The following is a 26,019-nucleotide window of genomic DNA, read 5'->3' on the forward strand; positions in this document are numbered from 1 at the left end:
CAATTTTTTTTAAAATAATACAAATGTTTTTTTAAGATTTTACTGCAACTTTTATTTCTTCTCCGTTCATTAAAGCTGTAATACCCTCTTTAAATTCGTCTAAACCAACAGTTCTTGTAACTAATGCTTCTGTATTTACTTTTCCACTAGCCATTAAATCTAATGCTATAATCCAAGAACTTGGTTTTTGTGATCTACTTCCAATATATTGTAACTCTCTTTGAATTATTGCTTCTTGATCCATTTCATTTAGTTTTTTGGCAAATATCCCAACTTGTACGAAAGTTCCTTTCTTTCTAAGTAATCTTAAAGCTTCATTAACTGCTGGCATAAATCCAGAACAATCAAATCCTTTATTTACTCCATTTCCATCAGTCATTTCATTTACTACATCTGCTAGACTTTCTTCCATTACGTTTACAGTTCTATCTACTCCAAGATTTTTAGCTATTTCTAATCTTTCTTTATCTTTTGTAACACCAGACATTATAACTGTAGCACCTTGAGATTTAACAACTTGAGCTAATAGTAAACCTATTGGTCCTGGTCCTATTATTAATACTGTATCATCACTTTCTATAGTAGTTTTTTCAAGAGCTGCATGAACACAACAAGCTAGTGGCTCTGTAAGAGCTGCTGATAATAAAGATACATTTTCAGGAAGTACATGTATGCTTTCCTCTCTTGATAATACATATTCAGCAAAACTTCCATCTGCTTGAGTACCAATACCTTTTCTAGTTGGGCATAAATTGTAGTCTTTAGTTGCACAATATATACATTTTTCACAAGTTGCAAAAGTAGTTTCTGATGTAACTCTATCTCCTACTTTTATATTTTTAACATCTTCACCAATTTCTACGACAATTCCAGAAAATTCATGACCTAAAGTTACTGGAGCTTTTATATTTGCATATTCCCCTTTAAATGAATGTATATCTGAACCACATATACCACTGTATTCTACTTTTATTTTAACTTTATCTCCTGTAGCTTTTGGCTCTTCTACCTCTAATACTTCTACATTATCATAACCTGGTTTAGTTTTAACTACTGCCTTCATTTATTTTTCAACCCCTTGTGGTAAAATTAATATCTTATTAAATTCTTCTTTTCTATCTCTTATCATTTCAAATGCTTTATAAGTATCTTCAAGTGAAAATCTATGAGATACCATTTCTTTTAATTTTATTTTTCCTTCATTAACTAGAGTGATTCCTTTAGTCCACTCTTGTCCTGGGAATGGTGCAGAATAAGAATTCCAGAAACCTTTTAACTCTAGTTCTTTTCTAAATATATTTTCAAATGCTTCTTCAGATAAAGTTATATCTGAATATGCTATTCCTAAAAATCCTATTTTACTTTTCTTTTTAGTTATAAGTAAACATTGTTCTTGAGTTATTTTAGAGCCTGCACATTCAAGTGCTATATCAACACCTTTTCCACCAGTAAGTTCTTTTATTTTTTCTACTGGGTTTACATCTTTAGCATTAATTATTATATCAGCACCTAATTCTTTTGATTCTCTTAATTTATTATCAGATATATCAACTGCTATAATTGTTCCAGCTCCTGCTATCTTAAGTCCTTGTATTACTAGTTGACCCATTGTTCCACTACCCATTACAGCTACAGTATCTCCAACTTGGATACCTATATTAAGTACTCCATGCATAGCAACTGCAAGTGGTTCTATCATAGCGGCATCTTCAAAATCCATGTCTCCTATTGGTAAAACATTTGTAGCTTTTATATTTGCATATTCTGCAAAAGCTCCAAAAGTTTTAGCTCCTAACATACCATGGTCATCACATAATGAAAATAACCCTCTCTTACAATATTCACACTCATTGCAAGGTATAAAAGGAATCGCAACTACTCTATCTCCAACTTTTACATTTTTTACATCCTTACCAACTTCTGCAATTACTCCAGAAAATTCATGTCCTGGTATAGCTGGAACTGGATATTTCCAATGTTTCAATACTCTTGGAGGATCTGACCCACATATTCCTGCTGCCATAACTTTTATTTTTACCTCATCACTTTCACATGGTTTTATTTCTATATCTTCAAATCTCATATCATTTGTGCCATGTAATACTGCTGCTTTCACGATAAATCTCCTCCTTTTGTATTTTGTATTTTTTTAAAATTTATAAAAAATATTACTCTTTTCTAGTAGCTGCTAAATGTTAAATTTTCGCATACTTTACTAAAAAAGAGTAATCTCTATTAACTAAATATTAGAATATTCCAAGTGAAGAAACTAATTGAGATAATTTCAATATTCCCCATTTTAGTAAGTTACCACCTGTATCTATACTTGTAACCATTGTTGTTCCTTCTGGCATCATATTTGCTTGTTGTAATAATTGCGTATGAACATCTGCAAAATTTGTAGCCATATAAAGTGATATAGCTATTACTATAGTTCCTGTTATAACTGATTGAACTATATTACCTTTTCTAAAACATACTATAAATGCCATATAGAATGGTATTGTTGCTAAGTCACCAAATGGTAAAACTTTATTTCCTGGTAATATAACTGCTAAGAATAGAGTTATAGGAACAAGTATAAGAGCTGTTGATATAACTGCTGGATGTCCAGTTGCTACTGCTGCATCTAGGCCTATATAAAGTTCTCTATCTCCATATTTTGCTTGTAAGAAATCTCTTATTGATTCTGAAATTGGAATTAAACCTTCCATTAATATTCTAACCATTCTAGGCATAAGTAACATTACTGCACCCATTGATATACCTACATTGAATATTCCTGCTACATCGTATCCAGCAAGAGCTCCAAGTATTATCCCTAGTATAATACCCATCATCATTGGTTCACCAAATATACCGAATTTTTTTTGTATAGAATCTGGGTCTGCTTGTATTTTATTTATTCCTGGTATTTTTTCAACAAATTTACCTACTAAATATCCAAGTGGAGCAAATGAAGCTGTTGAACCAGTTGGTAATGCTATACCTTCTAAATCATAAAACTCCTGAACATTCTTGGCTGTTTTTTCTGCAATAAATAGTACTAATAATTCCATTAATATTGCACAGAATATAGCCCAGATATAACTTCCTGTTACTATATATCCAACTGCACCTGCTACTATAAAGTGCCAATAATTCCATATATCAACGTTTAATATCTTTGTTTTATTGAAGTATAATAATAGTAAGTTTACTAATAAACAAACTGGTATTAATATTGGTGCAACTGGTGAAGCCCATGTTGCTGATGCTGTTGTTGGCCAACCAACATCTATTACTGTTAAATTAAGTCCAAATCTCTCAACCATTCCTTGAGCTGCTGGCCCTAGTGTTGAAGTTAATAGGTTTACAACTAAGTTTATACCCACAAACCCTATACCAATTGTAAGACCTGATTTTAAAGCTTTTGTAAATTTAATTCTAAATATCATTCCTAAGACTACAATTGTTATTGGTAGTATTACTGTTGGTCCCATGTTTAAAATGTACTGTACTACTGCTAATAATTTATCCATTTATAAATCCTCCTTTTTCTGTTTTTTTAATATGATTTCAATTTATTTATGATAGGATTATTTTAAAGCATCTAATATTTTTTTATCTAATGCTGCTGTATTAACTCCAGTTATATATGCTGTTGCTTTTATTGCTGGTATATTATAAGTTGTTGGTAATATAGTTGTTGATACTATTAAATCTGCTCCATCTTGCTTTGTTGCACATTCAGCTATTTTGCATTGTATAACTTCTGCTTGTATATTATTTTCTTTAACTAATCTTTCTACCTTATCACAAACTACTGTTGATGTTGCTATTCCTGCTCCACATGCTACTAATATTTTTTTCATTTTTATTTCCTCCTAATAATTTTTATTTTCTTATTTTTATTGTTAGTATCTTTTATTCTTTTATTTTTTATAAAGACTTTATTGTCTTTAAAACTTCTTCTTTGTCAGTAGAATCCATTAGCTTCTCAACTAATTCTTTATTTTGCATAATCCCCATCAATTCTGTTAATACAGACAATTGACTGTGTGGTTGATTAAGCCCCAAAACGAAAGCTAAATTTACAGGTACTTTTTCATCTTGGTCTTCCATAGAACTAAATACTACTGGTTCATTAAAAGTACAGACTGCTATAAATTGTTCTTTAATATATTCTGCATCTGTATGTGGTATAGCTACTCCATAATCACCTAAGTTTAAACCTGTTGGAAATACATTTTCTCTCCCTAGTATTTTTTCTCCAAATTCTTCTTTTACAAAGCCTAATTCAAAAACTTTATTATGTATTTCCTTAAAGAAATCTTCTTTTGTTTTACAATCCATTTTAAGGTTTATAACTTTATCACTTACAAAATTTATAAACTCCATATTTGCACCTCCTAATTGCTCTTATCTCATATCTTGTTTTTCTTGTCTTTATATAAAGCATATGCCGTGCCAAAAAGTGGCTTTTTTTGTGAAATAAAAGAAAATGTTTTCCTTGAAATAATGTTCAATCGCAGGATTTTAGCCGACTTTCATAGATAAATTTTTTTTAATTTTTATTTTAATTTTCACTTGTTAAGCACTTAACTATCCATATATTTTTATATTTTCGTGGTTTTTTTTGTTATAGAAATGGTTTTTTTATTTTTTATGGGTGGTTTTTTCTGTTTCTTAGCTATTTTATAAAATTATTCAATCTAAACAACATTAATTTTCGTATTTATTGTTTAATTATTTCAGTGTGAATGAATTTTCATATAATTGTCTATCAAAATTCACGTTACGCATAATTAAATTCATAGTATGTTTTTATTTATATAATAAAATCAATATGAAAATATATAAAACTTAATATGAAAAGGAGATAAGAATGAAAAGAAAAAATTTATTAAAGATAGTATTTTTATGTAGTATTTTATTTGTTTCTGGTGTTTTCGCAAAGCAAGTCTTTGCATCTCAAAGTAAGTCGAAAAAAACACTTACTATAACTGTAAATGGTTATGATGTAACACTATCTAAAGAGGGAATTTTTAATAGTCAAAACGTAAAGCAACTTAATTCAACAAATCAAAATAGTATAACAATAAAAAACTCTAAAAGTGTAAACAGTGTCAAAATAGATGATAAAGAAATTAATGTAAATGATAAATCAACTTTTAAATTGAAAGAAATCAGTAGCTCTTCTAAAATAAAAATATCTGTAATGTATAGTGGTGAGAATTCATATAGAAATTATTACATAAATTCTCTTTCAAAAGATTTTCCAAAGTATACTGTTACTGCAAATAGCCCTTATGATGGTGATTATTATCTTACTACACACAATGAAGAATATAATTTTGTATTTAAATTAAATAACAAAGGAAATATAGTTTTTTACAAGGAAGTCGAATCAAATCCTTTTGATTTTAAAAAAATCACTACAGATGATGGTAAAGTTAGATATGGATATTTACTTCAAGATAAAGACTCAACAAAACGAATAAGTTCTGTTGGATACTCACCAACATATCTTGTTATATTAGATGAAAATTATAATGAAATAAATAAAATTACTATGGAAAAAAATAAAAACATAGAATCTGGTACTGAGTTAGAAAACCATGACTTTATATACATAAATGATAATCACTATATTGTTTCTAGTTATCAAAAATCTAAGGCAACAAACATTCCTTCAAACTTGAATAAAGGAAATTCACCTTATGTGGTAAATAGTGTACTACAAGAAATAAAAGATGGTAAAGTTGTATGGCAGTGGGAAAGTATTGACCATGAAAAACTATATAAAGAAAGTGTTGAACAAAATAATTTTAGCGAAAAAAGTGATACATCTTTAGACTATGTACATTTTAATTCTATGACTATTGACCCCAAGGACGGAAATCTAATCTGCTCATTTAGAAATTTAGATGAAGTTATTAAATTAGATAGAAAAACAGGAGAAATTATTTGGACCCTAGGAGGATTGGGTGATGAGTTCAATTTAACAGATAATCAAAAGTTCTCAAGACAGCATAATGCTAGAATTACAGATGATGGATATATAACCTTATATGATAATGGTGTAAAAAATAAATCTACAAGAGTTATTAAAATAAAATTGGATGAAGAAAATAAAAAAGTTACTGAATATCGCTCATATGACATAAATGACTATTACAAATATATGGGTTCAGTTCAAGAAATAGATAGTGAAAAAGATGTATTCTTAGTTGGAACTGGTGGAAAGGCTGGAGAAAAGCAAGATTTAGTAGCTATAGAAAAAGATTTCTCTAATGATAAAGTTTATTTCAGATTCTCCTTTAAGAGTGGTGAAAGTATGTATAGATGCTATAAAATTCAATAAAAAACTTACCTTAAAATAAAATATCAATTTTAATTAATACAAATCTTGCAAGGAAAATAAATCTATTATTTTTACTTGCAGGGTTATTATTTTCCTTAATTTTAATATAAAAAGCAGGTGTCAACTTTTATGTTTCTATAACACCTGCTTTGATATTAGAAAATCACTATAACACCAACATATTTGATATTTTCCTGACTACTGTTTTTAATTTCTTATATTCTACTAGATATTTCTATTTATTTGGTATATGTATAAATTATTATAATACATATTCCATCTTTTATTACTGCTCTTTCTTAGTATCTGCATATACAAATCTTTATGATTCTAAAATTTCATAAATTAATATAAAAAAAGCCCTGTATTTTAGCAATATATTTGCTTTTTAATAATTTATAACAAGTCTATAAAAAATAAAATCACTAATTATTATTATTTTGTATGTTTGCTATCTACAAATAAAAAGGCTAACACTATAAAATTAAATAAATAAATCTTATGGTATTAACCTTATATTAAACAATTAACTATCTATCAATTAAACTTACCTTAAAACTTGTGCTAAAATAAATTTTTCTATTTAATTTTTTATATTATTTTTCATGTTTAAAATTAACTTAATATCTTTTTTATTTCATTTTTATCTTCAGTATTTAATAAAATTTCCAAAGTATGCTGGTCATTAATCTTTGAAAATAAGCTTCGTATTTCTTTTTTATTATTCTCTTTAAGTGCTAATAAAACCACTAAATCTACCATAAATTTATTATCCCACACTATAGGCTTATTTAATCTTGCTATAGCTATTGCTGGTTTTATAACATTTTCTGGAAGCCCATGTGGTACAGCAACTTTTGAAGCCATTACAACACTTCCCATAGCTTCCCTTTTATACACACTTAATATATATTTTGAGTCTACATACCCACCTTCTTCAAGCTTTGATACAAGAGTGTCGATTATATACTCCTTTGAGATTCCTTCAAAATCATATAAAATCAAATCTTCATGTATTAAATTATCCAATTGATTATCGCTACTCAAAGATGGTTGTTTATTATTTAAATGTTCTAATACCTTGTTAATTCCATTTTTTCCAAGTACCTCATTATAAGAAATAAAAGGTACATTTTTATAATCTATATCAATTGTGCCACAAATAGCAATAATATTATATTCAGCTTCAATGTCATTTAATTCATCTTCTAAATTATTATTTAAAAAAGCAATTGGCTTTACTTCAATTGAAGCATCATATTCCTCAATTTGCTTTTCTATATGTTCCTTTAAGTTTAAAGCTGTACCTACCCCACTTAAACATAATGTAATAATTACATTTTTCTTTCCATATTCATTTTTTCTATAACTAAATTTATTCGTATTTACCATAGCATAATTTTTATTTTTCTTTAAATCTGCTATTATACCATCTAAACTTTTTCCTTCAATTGTCGCCAATTTTCCTGCTTCCATTGCTAATAATGTATCCACCCTGTTTACAGTCTTACATCTAATACCAAGTCTTTTTTCAACCTCATCACCAAGGATTACTAGAGAACCCATATCAATTAGAACCAAAATTCCTTTCTGTGCTTCTATCTTTTTAAGTTCATCCAATACATGTTCTATTCCCTCTGCTGGTGAATCTGTAAGTGCTATTTCTATACCCAGTGTACATTCTATACCAAGAATGTGATTTACAACATTAGACATTTCAATTCCAACTTTACCATGCGTAACTATAACTACTTTTACTTTATCTTTTATACTTTCTTCATTGTAACAAAATTTATTTATATAATATGCTAAATATCCAAGTTCATCCTCTGGGAATGTAACTTGTGTTAAATCTTCCACTATTCCCATTACATATCTGGATAATTCATATTCCATTGGCATTGATGCTTTTATCTTATCCAAACTTGGATTTATTATAGTTTTTCCATCTCTTATTCTATCTATAGCATGCTCAATATGAATTGCTAAAGCTAAATACAGCCCCTGATTTACATGCTTAAACTGCTCTTTAATAAATACAATTACTTTGTCCATTATCTCTAGTGTGGATTCTTTTAACTGTCCACCCCAGTCTATTCGACTTCTTCTATCAGACAAGTTTTTATTGTTTTTAATAGCATTAAATTTATTGTCTAACTTTTCTATAAATGCATTTTTTAACTCTTCTTCTGAAAAACACTTACTTTCTAGAACTTTTAATTCTTTTTCTGCATAATTGTATATTTCACTTATCTCATTATCAGACAAAATTCTATTTTTCCCACTTACTAATTCACTAATATCTATATATATATCTTCAACTGAAAACTCAGAATACTTTTCATCTTCACAATTACAATCATAATATCCACTTTTTATATAATCTCTCAAGCTATCTAAATCTATAATTACCTTGTCACTAGAAAATATTGCCTTACTAAAAGCTCTAGCACAAGTTACTTGTATATCACTCTTTAACTGTCCTATATTCCCAGTACATTTATAATTCATAAGTGCACACATCACTTCTTTAGTTATTATAAAGTTTTTATTTACTCTTTTTGCTTCTCTTTCAAAGAATTTTATTATTATTTCATATCTTTCAGATTTTGGTCTTTCACTCATATTTGGTAAGTTTATTACCATTGGTATACGTCTTCTAAATGTTTGAAGTAAATTAGAATCTGGATTTTCTGTTGTAGCACTTATTATGAGAACATTTGCCTTTCTATTAGAACTACTCTCTCCTAACCTCCTAAATTCACCTCTATCTATTAAAGAAAATAATATTTCTTGACCAGCAGCAGGTAATCTATGAATTTCATCCAAAAACAAAATTCCATTATTGGCTTGCTCTACAAGACCCTCTCTATTTGCATCTGCACCTGTGTATGCACCTTTTACTACTCCAAATAGCTGAGCTATCAATAGATTAGGATTTTCTGCATAATCTGCACAGTTAAATACTATGAATGGACTATTTTCTTCTTTGATATTATTTTTCACAGCATATTTGTACATACATGTAGCTAACTCACTCTTACCTACACCTGTTTCTCCATATATTATAGTATGAAGACCATTAGGAGGATACATTATTGCTGATTTAGCTAGGTTTACTTTTTCTTTCAAACTGCCTTTTATACCTATTAATTCTTCAAACCCATCTTCTTCTACAGCTTTACTAACTTTTACATGTTTTCCAGATGATACTAGTTCTTTATCTTTTATTTCAGCTTTCGATTGACTTAAGTTTTCTTCTTTTAGTAATTTTGATACTGCACTTCTTGATATATTATAGCCATTTTCGGTTAAAATTTCAGTTATTTTTCTTTCAGACATTTGAGGATTCTCATTTACAATCTTAGATATATCCTTTATTAATATTTGTTTTCTTCTTTCTCTTGAATCTAAAATATTATTCTTTTTTCTAACCGCTATTACTTCAGACCTAGCTACATTTAATATTTCAGCAAGTTCTTGGTCAGTGTATGGATTTTTCTTGTCTTCTCTTTGTATCTCTCTTAATATTTTATCCATATTTCGCCTCCTTACTTTAAATTTTAGTTTATTTCAATATATTATACACCAAAATAAGACTAGGCAAAATAGCCTAGCCTTATTACTTAGAATTTCCATAAGAACTTCTATTAAAATTATAACCATAACTATATGATTATAATTTTAAAGAAGCACCTTCCCAATCCTTCATAAAGCTATCTATTCCTTTGTCTGTCAAAGGATGCTTAATCATTTGGTTTATAACTTTAAGAGGAACTGTTGCTATATCAGCTCCCATTCTAGCAGCTTGTAAAACATGTATTGGATTTCTAACACTAGCAACTATTATTTGAGACTCAATACTATTTACACTGAAGATGTCAACAATTTCTTCAATTAAATCAAGACCATTTTGTGATATATCGTCTAATCTTCCAACAAAAGGACTTACATATGTAGCTCCAGCTCTAGCAGCTAAAAGAGCTTGCCCAGCAGAGAATATAAGTGTAACATTAGTTTTTATACCTTTACTAGATAATACTTTTACTGCCTTTAAACCTTCTGCTGTCATAGGTATTTTTATAACTATATTTTTATGTATCTTAGATAATTTTTCTGCTTCTTCTATCATACCCTTGTGCTCTAAACTTATTACTTCTGCACTTATTGGTCCATCTACTATCTCACTGATTTCTTTAACTACTTCTATAAAATCTCTACCTTCTTTAGCTATTAGAGATGGATTTGTAGTAACTCCACATATTACACCTAAATCATTTGCTTCCTTTATTTCTTCAATATTAGCTGTGTCTATAAAAAATCTCATTTAAAAAATCCTCCATAATTAGAATATGTGCTAAACACAAGTATATAATATCATAAATTATCTAAATTTTACAGTTCCATTATCTATAGATTCAACTACTGCTAAAGATTCTAATCTTACATCATTGGCCTTTAAAAGTGCTCCTCCAGCTTGGAATCCTTTTTCAATAACAATACCTACTCCAACTAAGTTTGCATTTGCTTGTTCAATTAAATCTTTAAGACCAAGAGCGGCCCTTCCATTAGCTAAAAAATCATCTACTACCAATATGTTTTCACCTTCGTTTATATACTTTTTAGAAACTTTTACTGCATATTCTTTTGCCTTAGTAAATGAATATACATTAGTTTCATACACATCAGTATCTAAGTTTTTAGATTCTGATTTTTTCGCAAAAACTACAGGTGCATTGTCAAAGTATTGTGAAACAATTGATGCTATAGCTATTCCTGAAGCCTCTATTGTAAATATTTTATCTACCTTTTCTCCACTAAATCTCTCTTTAAATTCTTTTCCTATTTCATTTAAAAAAGCTACATCAATTTGATGATTTAAAAAACTATCGACTTTTAGTATATCATTTCCTGAAACACTACCTTCTCTTAATATCTTTTCCTCTAAAGCCTTCATTGTACTCCCACCTAAACCTTTCTAAATTATATTAATCTTAATAAAAAAAATTATATTCTCTTTAATTTTACTCTCTGCATTGCTTGTATTTTATCTTAGAATACTAAAAAAGCTCCTGTCTATATCATAGACAGGAGCTTAAAATTCAAAGTAACCAACTTAATATATAATTTAAAATAAGTATAAACTATATCATCTTCACTCCTGTAGTTAAGCTATTATTGGTAGCTTAGTAGAAACATTTGAACCATATTATCAAAAGTATACAGGTAAACATATTAATTTATTCTTTTTAATTATATATTATAATTCTCTATTATTCAACAAATAATTCAAACTGTGTAGAATAAAACATTCACTAGTTACTTGACAAAATTCAACCATTTTAAGTAAACTTATAGATTTTCCATAAAGATATAACTTTTTTCTATATTATCTAGAAGTACTTCATCCTTGTTTATATTAGCTATTTTAGCAATAGCTTTTTTTACTCCATTAGACTTTATTAGTTCTTGTAATTCTACACTTTGAGCATCTTCACTATTGTTATAATGAAGTGCTGCACCTATTCCAAGAATTAAGTTATCAACTGTTAAGCCATATGATTTTGCAGTCATTAGAGGTTTAATCAATCTATCCTTATCGCTTAATTTTCTAAGTGGCTCTCTTCCAACTCTGACTACATCATCATTAAGATATGGATTTTTAAATCTATTTAAAATCTTATCAATATATTTATAATGTGCTTCTGAATCAAAATTATATTTTTTAATTAATCCTTCTCCACTTTCTGTCATTGCATTTTTCACTATATTACAAATATATTCATCATTTATACTTTCTTCTATTGTTTTGTATCCCTTTAAGTACCCTATATAAGCAGTTATAGCATGGCCTGTATTTAGTGTAAATAACTTACGTTCTATATAGGCCATAAGGTTATCAGCTAAATTCATTCCAACTATATTAGGTATTTCTCCTTTAAATCCTTGCTTTTCAACATTCCACTCATAAAAATTTTCAACAGTTACATCAAGAGGATTCTCATTTTTACCAGGAGGAACTATTCTGTCAACTGAACAATTAGGGAAACCAATATAGTTCTCTAAATAGTCTTCTTCTTCTTTATTTAGACACTTAAGTATTTCCTCTTTTAAAGAAGAACTTGCATATATTGCATTTTCACAAGCTATTATATTTAAATTATTTGTTAATCCTTTTTCTTTTCTAGTTTTTATACCTCTAGCAATTGTAGGGGCTATTTTAGTTAAAACCAAAGGGCCAACTGCTGTAGTTATTATTTCAGCTTCTACAATCTCATCTATTATTTCTTCTTTTATAGATGAAACTGCACTTATATTGTCAATTATCTCATCTACACATTCTACATCTCTTATGTGTATAGTATATTTTTTATCTTTATTTATTGAATTTAATATTTCTTCATTAACATCAGCAAATACAACATGATAACCTGACTTAACTAACAAACCTCCAATAAATCCTCTTCCAATATTTCCTGCTCCAAATTGGATTGCCTTTTTCATTTTAAGTTCCTCCTAAGATTAGTTGGCAAAAGCTTCCATAAAAGCTTGTTTGTCATTTGAATTTTTTAGTCTCTCTGTTAAATCATCATCTAAAACTATTGCTATATTAGATAGTATCTCTAAATGCTCATCTCCAACACCAGCTATTCCTATTAATAAATATGCCTTTTCTCCATCAAAATCTATACCATTAGGGAATTGTAGTATAACTATTCCAGAAGATAATATTTCTTTTTTCGCTTCATTTACACCATGTGGAATAGCAACACCCATGCCCATGTATGTAGTCATTACCTTTTCTCTTTCCAACATTGCTGGTATATATTCTTCTTTTACATATCCATTTTCAAATAGTTTTCTTCCTGCTAAAGTTATAGCTTCTTCCTTTGAAACACTATCTAATCCTAAAAATATATTATTCTCATTTAATACTTTACTCATAATATCAACCTTCCTTTTTTTAATGTAAATTTTATTTATCTATTAATGTTTTTAATTTATTTGTATAAAAATTAAAAACTATATCTTTTATTTCTAATGTCATCTCTTGTATAGAAAATTTGTTTATTTTATTAGTAAAAACAAAATTATCTATTAATGAGCCACTTACTTCACTCATTATTTGTCTTTGATAATTTGGTGAATCTTTAGGAAGTAACATAAAAACCACATTCTCAATTTCTTCCTTAGAATTTAGCTTTATGTTATTTTCTAATCTTATTATTGCTAACTTCATAATATCTATTCTTTCACTCATACAATGTAATAATAAAATCCTTGATTCTTCTATATATGGAATTGATATTTTTAATCTTTCTTCTAAGGATTCTTTTATAGATATTACATCTTCACTAGATTTTACAAATATTTTTGATGAATCCATAATAAGTTCATCTAAGTTTTTACTTTTAAATTTTTTAAATTGAATTTCATCTAAAAACTGAAGAATATCTCTTCCTATGTTCATACTTTCTGTTATCTGTTCATATACTTTATTTTTATTTTTAGTATCATCTTTTACTTTTAAATCCATTAATTTATTTTGAGCTATAGACTTTATTTTTTCTTTGATTATCAGCTCATCATCTGAACTCATAAATGGCCCTACACATATATAATCTAAGTTTGTATTTAATTCTACTGTAGATACAATTAAATCGACTTCTTTTTCTTTTAAATATTCCTCATCTATGTTTATAGCTGAAATAGTTTCAAGTATATTTAGATTTGGAAATTTATTTTCAATTTTAGTCGATAAAAACCTTGAAGTTCCTATTCCAGTAGGACATGCTACAACAATATTTATATTAGCATGCATCATTAGATTTTTTTCTATGGCTGATGCAAAATGCATTGCAATATATCCTATTTCAGATTCAGGTATTGAATTTATATTTAGCTTATCTTTTATGACTTTAGAAACCTTTTCGACTCCATTATAAGCATATGAATACTTAGTTTTTATTTCATCTAAAAGGGGATTTCTTATTTCTAGTCCCATATTCAATCTGTTTATGGAAGGTCCCAGATGGTTTGCTAGGTCTTTAAATAATCTTTCATCATTTTTAAGACTTATCTTAAATTCATCTTCTGCCAAATCTATCATTTTATTTGTAATGTCCATTACTTCTATGTCATCTAAGTTTAACTCTTTATGACTTGAAGATGACCTTTGCTTTGCACCTCTAATGTGCATAGTTATATATCCAACTTCATCTAATGGTATATCCATACTAAAATCAACTGCCATACCTTTTACGATTTCCTGAGCTAATTTAAACTCTTCGGTTAAAGATAATTCCTTTAGAAAATCTTTCTCCATAGTTATATTTTCACCATTTTTTATCCTCTGTAAAGCTAATGAAATATGAACTACAAGCCCTATATATGCACTATCAGCTAAATTTACATCTAACTCTGAAAGCTTCTTTGTTAATGTACTTTCAACTTTTCTTATTATGCACTTGTCCATTAAATTTAAAAGTCTATTTTCACTTAAAATCTCTATTGCTTTATCAGTTTGTATATTCTCACTTATATTTCTGACCATATCCAATATTTCTTTTTCATTAAATGAGTCATATATAAGGTTTACATATGCTTCTCTAAAGTTTTTTTCCTGACCTTTGAGATACACACCAAGCCCTGGTTTTCTAATAAGCTCAATATCAAATCTTTCTAACCATTCACTTGCTAGTGCAAAATCATTATTTAGTACTCCTTCAGATACCTTTAATATTTTTGCAAAGTAGTAAGATTTTACTGGCTCATTAGAAACTAGTAGCTTTGATAATATAATTAAGTTTCTTTCTTCTTTGTTATATTCTTTTTCTATTTTTTCCTCTTCTAACAACTCAATTATAAAATTTTGATTTTCTGTATTCTCTTCTAAAATCAAACCTACACCTGGTTTTTTTACAAAATTAAAATCATTTTCATCAAACCATTTTTCAATTCCTGACATATCTCTAAGTACAGTTCTTGAACTTAACTCTAACTCTCCTGCAATTTCAGAAACAGTTATTGGAATATTTTTTTTAGAATTTTCTACTATCATGAGTATTATCTTTTTTTGTCTAGATGTAATCTTCTTTTTTTTCAAATTATCCACTCCTAATCAGTGGTACTTTTTATTTTTTATTTAGATTCTAATCTTTTAAACAGTATATCTAAATTGGGGTCATTTAAAAAGTTATTTATTGATACTATCTCAACATTTGAATTGTTTTTGGCAACTCTTTCAACTAATGTGTTGTGAGTTACTACTATTTGTGTATCATCTGGAAGATTATCAACAGATGAATTTGTAATTTCTATATCTAAATTCAAGTTTTTTATTCTATTTTTAAATCTAGAAGCTCCCATTGCACTAGAACCCATTCCTGCATCACATGCAAATACAATCTTCTTAATTTCATTTAATTCAAGTTGCTTTTCTTTAACTTTTTGTTCTGAACTTTTGCTTGCAGATTTCATATCACTCATCTTTGCTTTAGCTTCTTCTAAAGTACCATCTTCTTCACTTTGGTTTGCTGAAGCTCTCTTAACAAATGGTGCTGCCACTAAGAATGATACAACTGTCGCAACTGCAACCCCTGCTAATACTGGAAGTAATCCTCCTTTTGGTGCTAGTGCCATAAGTGCAAATATACTTCCTGGTGATGGTGCTGCTACAAGTCCAGCTCCTAATATTGAAAAAGTTAATATTCCTGCTGCTCCACCTGCCATTGTAGCTAATATTAAAACTGGATTCATTAATATATATGGGAAGTAAATTTCATGGATACCACCAAGGAAATGTATTATTACTGCTCCTGGTGCTGATTGTTTTACACTTCCTCTACTAAACATCCAATATGCTAATAGAACACCTAAACCTGGTCCAGGGTTACTTTCTAATAAGAACATTATAGATTTACCTGCTTCTTTTGCTTCAGCTATACCTATAGGACCTAATATACCATGATTTATTGCATTGTTTAAGAACAGTACCTTTCCAGGCTCTATAAATACCGAAACTAAAGGTAATAAACTTTTGCTAACTATAAATTGCACTCCTGATTCTATAAGAGCTGTACCTGCTACTATAGCTGGTCCAATTGCATAAAAACCTAATATTGCAAGAAGCATACCTATTATACCTATTGAAAAGTTATTTACTAACATCTCAAATCCTGTTGGTATTTTACCATCTACAAGTTTATCAAACTTCTTGATTACCCATCCTGCAAATGGTCCCATTATCATTGCTCCAATAAACATTGGTATATCAGCTCCAACGATTACTCCCATCGCTGCTGCTGCACCTATTACTCCGCCTCTTTGCCCTGCTATAGCTTTACCACCAGTATATGCTATCAATAGTGGTAAAAGATATTTTATCATCGGATCGCCTATAGTGCTTAATTTTTCATTTGGCATCCACCCTGTTGGTATAAATAATGCTGTTATAAGACCCCATGCTATAAAAGCTCCTATATTTGGCATTACCATCCCACTTAAAAACTTTCCTACTCGCTGTATAGATGTCTTTATTGTCGATTGATTAGAACTGCTCATAATTTTACCTCCATTTGAATTATATTCTATATCGATATGATTCCCTTTTGTTATACTTTTATTATAGAGTTTATATTTTATAGTAACAACTTTAAGAAATCGTTTCTATGTCACTTAAGATAATGACATTTGTCACTTTAGTTTTTGTTTAATTTTATTTATGTAGTATTTTAAATTAAGAATTTAATGAAATAAATTTTTTAGGGACACTTTTGGACATACTAATATAGATTTAATTGACTTATACTTTCAATAAAAAATACTATATACACAATATTAACAACAGGAGTATATAGACATAATGTAAGATCTTATATAATAAGAATTAACTTCAAATTAGCTACCACCTTAAATAAAACATTATTTAATATACAGTTTGATTGTATAAAGCAACATATATTAAACAGATTCAGTTAAAATAGTTTAAATTTTTCAAAAATCTCAATATCTGACAAAATACTTTAATAAAATTAAAGAATAAGTTATAATTAATACTATCAATTATAATAAAGTATAAAAATATAAGGAGTGATTAAAAAATGGCGTTTTATTTTGATACACCATCACATACTTTCAGTGAATACCTACTTGTACCAGGTTTCTCTTCTACTGACTGTATACCTGCTAATGTAAGTTTAAAAACACCTGTTACTAAATTTAAAAAGGGCGAGGAAGCAGATATTCATATGAATATACCTTTAACTTCTGCTATTATGCAATCTGTTTCTGATGACAAGATGGCTATTGCACTTGCTAAAGAAGGTGGCATCTCATTTATATATGGTTCTCAATCTATTGAAAGTGAAGCTGCTATGGTAGCACGTGTTAAATCTCATAAAGCTGGATTTGTTGTGAGTGATTCAAATATTAAACCTGACAATACATTAAAAGACATACTTGAACTAAAAGAGAGAACTGGTCATTCTACGGTTGCAGTTACTGAAGATGGTACTTCAACTGGTAAATTATTAGGTATTGTTGCAAGTCGTGATTATCGTATAAGTCGTATGGACTTAGACACTAAAGTTAGTGAGTTTATGACTCCTATGTCGTCCATAGTTTATGCTAACAAAGATGTTACTTTAAAAGAAGCAAACAATATTATATGGGACCATAAGCTTAATTCTCTTCCTGTACTTGATGACAATGGTAATCTTGTATATATGGTATTCCGTAAAGATTACTCTTCTCATAAAGAAAATCCACTTGAACTTTTAGATTCTTCTAAAAGATATGTAGTTGGAGCTGGTATCAATACTAGAGACTTTGCTGAGCGTGTTCCTGCTTTAGTTGAAGCTGGTGCTGATGTTTTATGTATAGACTCTTCAGAAGGTTTTTCTGAGTGGCAAAAAATAACTCTTGATTTTATTCGTGAAAAATACGGTGATACGGTTAAGGTTGGAGCTGGGAATGTAGTTGACCGTGAAGGATTCCTTTACCTTGCTGAAGCTGGTGCTGACTTCGTTAAAGTTGGTATTGGTGGTGGTTCTATATGTATCACTCGTGAACAAAAAGGTATAGGACGTGGACAAGCTACTTCTATAATTGAAGTTGCTCAAGCTAGAGATGAATACTTTGAAAAAACAGGTATTTACATTCCAATTTGTTCTGATGGTGGTATTGTTTATGACCATCATATAACTTTAGCCTTAGCTATGGGTGCTGATTTTATAATGCTTGGTAGATATTTCTCTCGTTTTGATGAGAGTCCAACTAATAAGGTTAATATAAATGGTAGTTACATGAAAGAGTATTGGGGAGAAGGTTCTGCACGTGCTAGAAACTGGCAAAGATATGACCTTGGTGGAGATAAGAAACTTTCTTTTGAAGAAGGTGTTGACTCTTATGTTCCTTATGCTGGTTCTTTAAAAGACAATGTGACACTTTCTCTAAGTAAGGTTCGTTCTACTATGTGCAACTGTGGTGCTCTTAGTATTCCTGAACTTCAAAAAAATGCTAAGCTAACACTTGTATCTTCTACTAGTATCGTTGAAGGTGGAGCTCATGATGTTATGCTAAAAGATAACAGAAACTTATAATATAAACAAAAGTGTAGTTAATTGTAAATCAATCAACTACACTTTTTATTTTAATATAAGCTATTATTTATGAGTTATTATTTAACTGTAAATTCAAGAAGCTTACTTTTAAGTTCATTTTCTATTTTTGATAATTCAACTTCTGCTTCCTGTCTCTTTATTCTACCATCATTTTGTATCTTAACTACTTCATCAATAGTTGATATTAAAGATTGATTAGTTTTCTTAATTGTATCTATATCTACAATTCCTCTTTCTGATTCTTTGGCTGTTTCTATTGTTCCCATTTTCAATGTCTCTGCATTCTTTAGTAGAAGTTCATTTGTCATATTACTAACTTCACGCTGTGCTTTCATAGCTTGATTCAAATGAGATATTCCAAGAGCAAGTACTATTTGATTTTTCCACAATGGAATAGTATTTACTATAGTAGATTGAATTTTTTCTGCCATTAGATTATTGCTATTTTGAACCAATCTTATCTGTGGAGCCATTTGAAGTGATACCATTCTAGTTAATTCTAAGTCATGAATCTTCTTTTCAAATCTGTCACAAAGTGAAACCATATCGTTTACAGATTGAGCATCTTCTGTTGAACCAGACAAACTTGCTCTTTCTCTTAATTTTGGCATCTCAAGTTCTTTCATATCTTTTAGCTTTTGTTTCCCTGCTATAATATACATTGTAAGCTCTTTTGAATAAGCTAAGTTTAATTCATACATTTTATCAAGCATTGCTATATCTTTCAATATTTTAACTTGATGCTTTTGAAGTTCTTTACTTACTTTGTCTACATTTACTTCTGCGCTATCATACTTAGTTTTTAAATTTGAAATTTTATTATTTGCCTTTTTAAAAATTCCTAAAAAACCACCTTGTTCTTTTTCGTCAGCTGAGAATGATTTTAAATCAGTAACTAGATTTGTAAGCATATCACCAACTTCGCCTAAATCTCTAGTTTTAACACTCTTTAAAGCGGTTTCCGAAAATCCCGCTACCTTTTTTTGAGCCCCAGCTCCATATTGCAAAATCATATTTGTATTTGTAATATCTATTTTTTCTGCAAACTCTTTTACCATTTTACGCTCAGCTTCTGATAATTTTTCTTCTTCTGGGTCTTTTTCATTCTTTTTCATTAATAGGTCAGAATTATTTATATCATTTGTTTTTGTTTCTTCACCAAATGGGTCAAGTGTTAGTGTTGGCATAACTGGTATATCATCTAAATTATTCATTCTATAGTTCTCTCCTCTTCCTTCATAAAGTACTAATTATATACTTATATCTTACATATTTTTATCCTTCATAACTACTTAACTGTTCAAAAATAACAGAATATTTTTTATATTACAGTTAAAACTTTCCACCTGTTAATCCCTCTTGAACTAACATATTTTCTAAAACAGTAATATCTGTAGATATGTCAATAGCTTCATCCTCAAATAGAGAATCCAGTTGGTTTTCAAAAGCCACTACAATTGTACTCATTGTACTTTCAATGCTTTCCATAGTTGTTGTTATATTTTCTCTGTCTATTCCTTGTTCTTCCAATATATGATATGAATTTAAAAGCTTTAAAGTAGTTGGAATATAATAATCCATAAATTTTTGTATCTGAATAAGTTTTGATGGGTCATGTTTTACAACATCAAATATTTTACTTGTAACATCTTCTACTTGTATAATTTTCTTGCACATTGATTCTGATTTAATATTTTCATTAGCCTCTTTTATTTGTCTCAAATAGTCCATTCCCTTTTTAATAATCATATCAGCTTCATTGCTATTCTCAACTTCATCTTCTTCAACTTCATATACTACATCTTCATATGTTGGTGGAACTCCATCTTCATTTGTCAATACAATTTGATTATTTCTTTTATCAATATAAGTATTTATAAAGTAATTTTTATCTATCATCTTTTGCACATCTTTTATTATAAATTTTAGTGATTTAGATGTACTTTCTGCAATAAGTTCTACTGGAATAATATTTTTATTACTTATGATTGTACAGTATTTTTTATAACGAGAAATTTGGTCTCCTAATCTTTTACCTTTAAAAATACAAACTCCACCTATTATTAAGAATAAAGCACATACTTGAATAGGAAGTATAACTGCCCATCCAATTATAATTGAAATAGTTGACAATACTAAGGCTGATAGTGTAAATAAGCCTACTAGACCCCATCCAACGATCTTCAAAAACTTACTTAAAAACGAATTTATTAATACAGATTTTTTAGAAAAATTCTCTGGTTTATACATGATTTATATCCTTTCATTTTTACTAATATTATTATTATATTTCAGTTTGATTATACAATTACTTACTTATTACTGTCAAGGAATTTGAAATTCTACAAATTATTTCAAATAAAGTAATAGACTTAAATGTAAGTACATTTTCTAACTAAAAATGTACTTACATTTAATGCTATACAAAAATAAGAGAACTTAATTTTAAGTAAATTTAAGCCCTCTCATTTTTTATATTTATATAATTATCATTATTTATCTCATCTATACTTAATCCAAATAAAAAATTATATTAATAAAGATTTGCAAATATCTCTCTTATTTCTTCTCTACTAAGTTCTACATAATTATTGGCAAGTAATCTCTGTTGATTGGCTATCGTACTATCAGTAAATTCATCTATCTGACTTTCTACCATTCCATACTCTCTTAGAGCTTTCTTAGTTATTAATTTGTTTAAGAATTTCTCTAATTCTCCATAAACGTCACAATTAGAGTCACATTCAAGAGCATCTGCTAAAATTTTTGTACATTGCGTAATCTTTCCATTAGGATTTTTTCTAGAGTACATCTTAAATACTTCAGTAAAGAACTGATAATTTGCTTCCCCATGTGCAACATGGAAAGCTGCACCTATCGAATAAGATAAAGCATGCACTGCTGCACAACCAGCATTTCCAAAAGCAATTCCTGCATAGTTTGATGCAAGTACAAAGTCCTTAAGATGATTGAATCTCTCTTCTTCTCCTTTATCCACAATCTTTTTATATCCATCCATAATCATTTTTATAGCCTGTAAAGAATATATTTCTGTAAATGGACTTGCTTTTGGAGATAGATAAGACTCAATAGCATGTATAAGAGCGTCCACTGAACTTGTTACAAAAAATTTATAAGGCAATCCTTTTACTGACTCTGGAATTAATACTGCATAATCTGCATAAGTTTCTTCTACTGCAAGACCCTTTTTAGTATGCTTAGATTTTAACTCTGCAATGGCTACATTTGTTACTTCACTTCCTGTACCACATGTTGTAGGAACTACCACCAATTCTTTTACTTTTTTAGGTGCTACTTCTCCTTCAAATAAGTCAATAGACTTCTCTGGAACATCAAGTGCTAATATCTTGCATATATCAACTATTGTACCTCCTCCAAAAGCGATAATTCTATCGAAATTGTATTTCTTCATTTCTTTTGTCATAGAATCTATCATTTCATCAGATGGTTCACCTGTTCCAAATTTTTCTTGGAAAATTAGATTGGTATCTATTCCAAGAGGCTTCATATATGGTTCATATATAAATTCATTTGTAATTACTAAATCATTTTTTCCTATTTTAAATTCTTCATTGAATTCTTTAAATGTATCAAAATAAAATATTTTTGGAACTACTCTAAGTGCTTCCATACTTAACACCCCTCTACTATTAATATTTCTCCTTAAATCGTTTTTCAAACTCTAATGCTAGATTTTCTCTTACACTTGGATGAGCAATATTGATTAAATTTCTTGCCCTTTCTCTAAGAGATTTCCCTTTTAGTTCTGCTATACCATACTCAGTTACAACATAGTCAATATCATTTCTAGATGTTGTTATAGGAGCACCTTCATCCACAATAGAGACAATTTTTGAAATTACTGTCCCATCTTTTTTTGTAGTTATTGAAGGCATTGCTATAATTGCCTTTCCATCTTCTCCCATAGATACTCCACGTATGAAGTCAACTTGACCTCCAACTCCACTAAATTGTCTAAGACCCATTGCCTCTGCAACTACCTGTCCCATCAAATCAACTTGTATAGCAGAATTTATAGACACCATTTTATGTTGTTTCATTATAACTGCTGGATGATTTACATAGTCTACAGGTTTCACTTCAACTACTGGGTTATTATTAGCAAAATCATATAATTTTTTAGTTCCCATTAAAAATGTAACTGTCATTTTTTCTTTATCAAAATTTTTATATTTACCATTTATAACACCTTTTTCATAGAGAGCTAGGGTTCCATCTGAAATCATTTCTGAATGAATTCCTAAATCTTTTTTATCTGTTAAAAATAGCATAACTGCATCTGGAATTCCACCAATTCCAAGCTGTAAAGTAGAACCATCTTCAATTAGAGAAGCACAGTTTTTACCTATTGCTTCTTCTACTTCTCCAATCTTAGCAGGTTGCAGTTCATATAAAGGTTGTGACTTTTCAACTATATAATCAAACTCTGATACATGAACTACTTCACCATAAGTTCTAGGAAATTGGTCATTTACTTGAACAATTACTGTTTTAGCAGTTTTAATAGCTTCATAAGTATAATCAACTGATGTTCCTAGGCTACAATACCCATGTTCATCTGGTGGAGTTACCTGAGCTAAAACAACATCACATTTTAATCTTTTCTCTCTAATTAATTTTGGTACTTCATGAAAGAATGCAGGAGTAAAATCTCCATCTCCATTTTCAATTGCCTTTCTTACATTTCCACTTACAAACATTGGATTTACTCTAAAGTGAGTTTCCATTCCCTCACCAGTATATCCACCACTGCCTAGACTTACCATATGCTTAATCTCAACATTTTTATACTGTTTTGCATTTTCAATCATTGCCTCTACTAGTGCAGGAGGCTCACCTACACAATGTGCAAATACTACTGTATCCCCATCTTTAATATGCTTTACAGCCTCTATAGCAGTACATAACTTACTTTGATACAATTCTCGCCAATTCAATGAAATCACCCCATCTAACTCTTATTTAAGCCTCACAAATCGCTGATTCTATTATATTTATAGCTCTTTCTATATGACTAAAATCCCAAATTTTAATATATGATTTCTTAACTTTATATTGTTGGTAGGATGCACATAAAGTTGTGCATCCTCCAATTATAAGTAATAAATCATATTCTACATCTTCTTCTGCTACGCTAAAATCTACTCTACCATTGAAGTGCTCTTTGATTATTGCTAGAGCCTTCCCTCTTTCGTATCTAGGGTTACAGCCCCCACAAAATCTAACTCCACAGGTCATGTGTAAATTCTCCTTCTAAAAGCTCTTTTTATAACTCAAACTACTACTTTATAATCATTCTTATACGATATATTTTTTCATTAATTAGTATAAGTCAATATATTTTCCCATTTATATATCAACTTTTTTATATATTAACTTTTTATAAATTTAGAGCTTTTTCTTTTTTTATTCCTGCAATTGTCTTAGCTAATTCTTTCTTCTGATTTATATTTCCTTGTCTTGAAATCATTATTCTTTGTGCCTGTGGTGAACCTGCTCCATGCATTGACTCAGTTCTATAACCAACAGCAGATGAGCCAAGACATATATTTTCTAAGAATCTTAATATTCTCATTCTTTCTTCTGTTGAAGCTACTGAAGAAGCTTTAAAATATTTATTACATACTTCACCTATTGTCATTCCACTTGTTCCAACTTTTAAATCTGACTTGAAGTCTTTTTCTGAAGGCATAGTAACCATAAGCCCACCAGCTATATCTTCTGCAAGTCTCACTATTTCATAAGGGAATCTAGTTACATTTTGTTTACATACATTTGCAAGAAGTAAATCTATTTGATAGTTTCCAGCCTCTGTCTTATGTCCTTCTGATGAACATGCTATACCACAACAATATAAACTTTCATTAAGGTGAGTCATTTCTATTAATTTATCTTTTATATGAGAAGCTTTGTTTGCTCCATTGTAATCAGCTGCTAAAGCTGCTGCTCCTATTATTACATCACCTACTCCAACTTTACATCCACCATAACTTTGTCTATGATATCCAGCAAATCTTTCTACCAACATACCAGAGAAATCCCACTCTCCGCATAAGAAGATTCTATCATTTGGAACAAATACATTATCAAATACTACTAGAGCTTCTTGACCTCCAAACTCTTTATTTCCTAAGTCAACATCTGCTCCCTCTTCTAATTTTCTAGTATCACAAGATTGTCTTCCATAAATCATAAATACACCTTCAGCATCTGAAGGAACTGCAAATGATACAGCATAGTCTTTATCTGCTTCAGTCATGCTTATAGTAGGCATTATAAGATGTTCATGTGAATTTATTGAACCAGTTTGATGTGCTTTTGCTCCTCTTACCACTATTCCATCTTCTCTTCTTTCAACTATGTGAAGGAACATATCTGGGTCAGGTTGAGCACTAGGTGATAATGCTCTATCTCCCTTAGGGTCAGTCATAGCTCCATCAACTACTAAATCGTTTTCTTGTATATAAGTTAAGTATTTTACAAAATTATCATGATAATTAGTTCCATGCGCTTTGTCGCACTCAAACGTTGTTGAATATACCGCATTAAAAGCATCCATACCTACACATCTTTGGAAACAAGAAGCTGTTTTTTGGCCACATAGTCTTTGCATTTTAACTTTTTTTATCAAATCATCAGTACTTTGATGAAGATGACCAAATCTATTTATTTTTTCTCCTGTAATATTTGAAGTAACTGTCATTAAATCTGCATATTCTGGGTCATGTGCCAAATCATAAGTAGCTGCTACACAATTTATAGATGGTCTAATCATTGGATGGTCAACCCAATTTTTAACCTCTTCACCAAACATATAAACTTTAGTATTTAATTTTCTCAAACTTTCAATATATTGAGCTCCTGTCATTAATGCCATAATAAAACCACTCCTTCTCTTTTATAATAATTTTTATTTATGTTAATTTATAATACTTCCTTCTTTTGTTCGTCTTTCAATCTTCTAAATTCACTTCAATATTTTAAATTAAATTCATTTTTAGTTTAGAT

At 29.2% G+C, this 26,019-nt stretch carries 20 protein-coding genes and 1 riboswitch; of the genes, 2 read left to right on the forward strand and 18 right to left on the reverse strand.

Annotation, left to right across the window (positions count from 1 at the left end; genetic code table 11):
- Positions 1-31: 31 nt before the first annotated feature.
- The 5 genes from IC218_RS07130 to IC218_RS07150 all read right to left on the reverse strand — a co-directional run bounded on the left by IC218_RS07130 (position 32) and on the right by IC218_RS07150 (position 4,380).
- A complete protein-coding gene (locus IC218_RS07130; RefSeq protein ID WP_227432711.1) occupies positions 32-1,063 on the reverse strand; it encodes a zinc-binding dehydrogenase in 1,032 nt (343 codons plus the stop codon).
- Complete coding sequence (locus IC218_RS07135; protein ID WP_227432710.1) at positions 1,064-2,116, reverse strand: galactitol-1-phosphate 5-dehydrogenase; 1,053 nt, start codon at positions 2,114-2,116, stop codon at positions 1,064-1,066.
- Between the two features lie 130 nt (positions 2,117-2,246).
- Entirely contained in the window at positions 2,247-3,521 is a 1,275-nt protein-coding gene (locus IC218_RS07140) for a PTS galactitol transporter subunit IIC (RefSeq protein WP_227482790.1), read from the reverse strand.
- 57 nt (positions 3,522-3,578) lie between these two features.
- Positions 3,579-3,854 carry a PTS sugar transporter subunit IIB gene (locus tag IC218_RS07145; protein WP_021385190.1) on the reverse strand — a complete coding sequence of 92 codons (276 nt, stop codon included), beginning with the start codon at positions 3,852-3,854 and terminating at the stop codon, positions 3,579-3,581.
- A gap of 67 nt (positions 3,855-3,921) precedes the next feature.
- Positions 3,922-4,380, reverse strand: a complete 459-nt coding sequence (locus tag IC218_RS07150; protein WP_227824129.1) for a PTS sugar transporter subunit IIA — start codon at positions 4,378-4,380, stop codon at positions 3,922-3,924.
- A gap of 487 nt (positions 4,381-4,867) precedes the next feature.
- On the opposite strand from IC218_RS07150, the gene IC218_RS07155 reads away from it, so the two are divergent.
- The gene (locus IC218_RS07155) at positions 4,868-6,346 is read left to right on the forward strand and encodes an arylsulfotransferase family protein (protein ID WP_227824130.1); all 1,479 of its coding nucleotides are present in this window, start codon (positions 4,868-4,870) and stop codon (positions 6,344-6,346) included.
- Positions 6,347-6,961: 615 nt separating this feature from the next.
- Here IC218_RS07155 and IC218_RS07160 read toward each other — a convergent pair.
- The 7 genes from IC218_RS07160 to IC218_RS07190 form a co-directional block, all read right to left on the reverse strand.
- Positions 6,962-9,886 carry a sigma 54-interacting transcriptional regulator gene (locus IC218_RS07160; protein ID WP_227432706.1) on the reverse strand — a complete coding sequence of 975 codons (2,925 nt, stop codon included), beginning with the start codon at positions 9,884-9,886 and terminating at the stop codon, positions 6,962-6,964.
- A gap of 136 nt (positions 9,887-10,022) precedes the next feature.
- Entirely contained in the window at positions 10,023-10,673 is a 651-nt protein-coding gene (fsa, locus tag IC218_RS07165) for a fructose-6-phosphate aldolase (protein ID WP_227432705.1), read from the reverse strand.
- A gap of 57 nt (positions 10,674-10,730) precedes the next feature.
- The gene (locus IC218_RS07170) at positions 10,731-11,303 is read right to left on the reverse strand and encodes a xanthine phosphoribosyltransferase (protein WP_227432704.1); all 573 of its coding nucleotides are present in this window, start codon (positions 11,301-11,303) and stop codon (positions 10,731-10,733) included.
- Positions 11,304-11,490: 187 nt separating this feature from the next.
- A riboswitch (purine riboswitch) is annotated at positions 11,491-11,592 on the reverse strand.
- A 106-nt stretch (positions 11,593-11,698) separates the two neighbouring features.
- Positions 11,699-12,850 (reverse strand): mannitol-1-phosphate 5-dehydrogenase, encoded by a 1,152-nt coding sequence (locus IC218_RS07175; protein ID WP_227432703.1) that lies wholly within the window; start codon positions 12,848-12,850, stop codon positions 11,699-11,701.
- 18 nt (positions 12,851-12,868) lie between these two features.
- A complete protein-coding gene (locus IC218_RS07180) occupies positions 12,869-13,291 on the reverse strand; it encodes a PTS sugar transporter subunit IIA (protein WP_227432702.1) in 423 nt (140 codons plus the stop codon).
- 31 nt (positions 13,292-13,322) lie between these two features.
- Positions 13,323-15,461: a BglG family transcription antiterminator gene (locus IC218_RS07185; RefSeq protein ID WP_227432701.1), complete on the reverse strand. Its 2,139-nt coding sequence runs from the start codon at positions 15,459-15,461 to the stop codon at positions 13,323-13,325.
- Positions 15,462-15,487: 26 nt separating this feature from the next.
- On the reverse strand, positions 15,488-16,909 hold the full coding sequence (locus IC218_RS07190) for a PTS mannitol transporter subunit IICB (protein ID WP_227432700.1): 1,422 nt from the start codon (positions 16,907-16,909) through the stop codon (positions 15,488-15,490).
- 539 nt (positions 16,910-17,448) lie between these two features.
- Here IC218_RS07190 and IC218_RS07195 point away from each other — a divergent pair.
- Positions 17,449-18,948, forward strand: a complete 1,500-nt coding sequence (locus IC218_RS07195; protein WP_227432699.1) for an IMP dehydrogenase — start codon at positions 17,449-17,451, stop codon at positions 18,946-18,948.
- A gap of 77 nt (positions 18,949-19,025) precedes the next feature.
- Here the strand turns inward: IC218_RS07195 and IC218_RS07200 are convergent, their stop codons facing one another.
- From IC218_RS07200 to abfD, 6 genes are all read right to left on the reverse strand, one after another.
- Positions 19,026-20,183, reverse strand: a complete 1,158-nt coding sequence (locus IC218_RS07200; RefSeq protein ID WP_227482794.1) for a toxic anion resistance protein — start codon at positions 20,181-20,183, stop codon at positions 19,026-19,028.
- 118 nt (positions 20,184-20,301) lie between these two features.
- Entirely contained in the window at positions 20,302-21,219 is a 918-nt protein-coding gene (locus tag IC218_RS07205) for a 5-bromo-4-chloroindolyl phosphate hydrolysis family protein (RefSeq protein WP_227432697.1), read from the reverse strand.
- A gap of 283 nt (positions 21,220-21,502) precedes the next feature.
- On the reverse strand, positions 21,503-22,621 hold the full coding sequence (locus IC218_RS07210) for a 4-hydroxybutyrate dehydrogenase (protein WP_227432696.1): 1,119 nt from the start codon (positions 22,619-22,621) through the stop codon (positions 21,503-21,505).
- A 19-nt stretch (positions 22,622-22,640) separates the two neighbouring features.
- Entirely contained in the window at positions 22,641-23,948 is a 1,308-nt protein-coding gene (locus IC218_RS07215; protein WP_227432695.1) for an acetyl-CoA hydrolase/transferase family protein, read from the reverse strand.
- A 25-nt stretch (positions 23,949-23,973) separates the two neighbouring features.
- Positions 23,974-24,249: a hypothetical protein gene (locus IC218_RS07220; RefSeq protein WP_227432694.1), complete on the reverse strand. Its 276-nt coding sequence runs from the start codon at positions 24,247-24,249 to the stop codon at positions 23,974-23,976.
- 142 nt (positions 24,250-24,391) lie between these two features.
- Positions 24,392-25,888: a 4-hydroxyphenylacetate 3-hydroxylase family protein gene (gene abfD / locus IC218_RS07225; protein ID WP_227432693.1), complete on the reverse strand. Its 1,497-nt coding sequence runs from the start codon at positions 25,886-25,888 to the stop codon at positions 24,392-24,394.
- Between the last annotated feature and the right edge of the window lie 131 nt (positions 25,889-26,019).

It is taken from the genome of Clostridioides sp. ES-S-0005-03 (genome assembly GCF_020658455.1).
In the GTDB taxonomy this organism is placed as follows: Bacteria; Bacillota; Clostridia; order Peptostreptococcales; family Peptostreptococcaceae; genus Clostridioides.